Source organism: Clostridium sp. AM25-23AC, assembly GCF_003435125.1.
Lineage (GTDB): Bacteria > Bacillota > Clostridia > Lachnospirales > Lachnospiraceae > Pilosibacter > Pilosibacter fragilis.
Genome location: NZ_QWGI01000001.1, coordinates 102,925 through 103,145 on the forward strand (window position 1 = coordinate 102,925; position 221 = coordinate 103,145).

The following is a 221-nucleotide window of genomic DNA, read 5'->3' on the forward strand; positions in this document are numbered from 1 at the left end:
CTCTCTCATACCAGGTTGCTCCGCACTGCGTGCTCCCGCAACCTTCAAAAGCATTCGTAATCCGCTCATTTTTCTTCGAAAAATGGCTACTTACTCATGCTTTTGGCGGGCCAAAAGGTCAAAACTTCTCTTGCAGGCAAGCCTGCGTCGAAGTTCCGGCCTTTTTTCCCTTGGTATTATGCAAACAGCGGCTTGATCTCCTTAAATATCTCGCTGTCTGC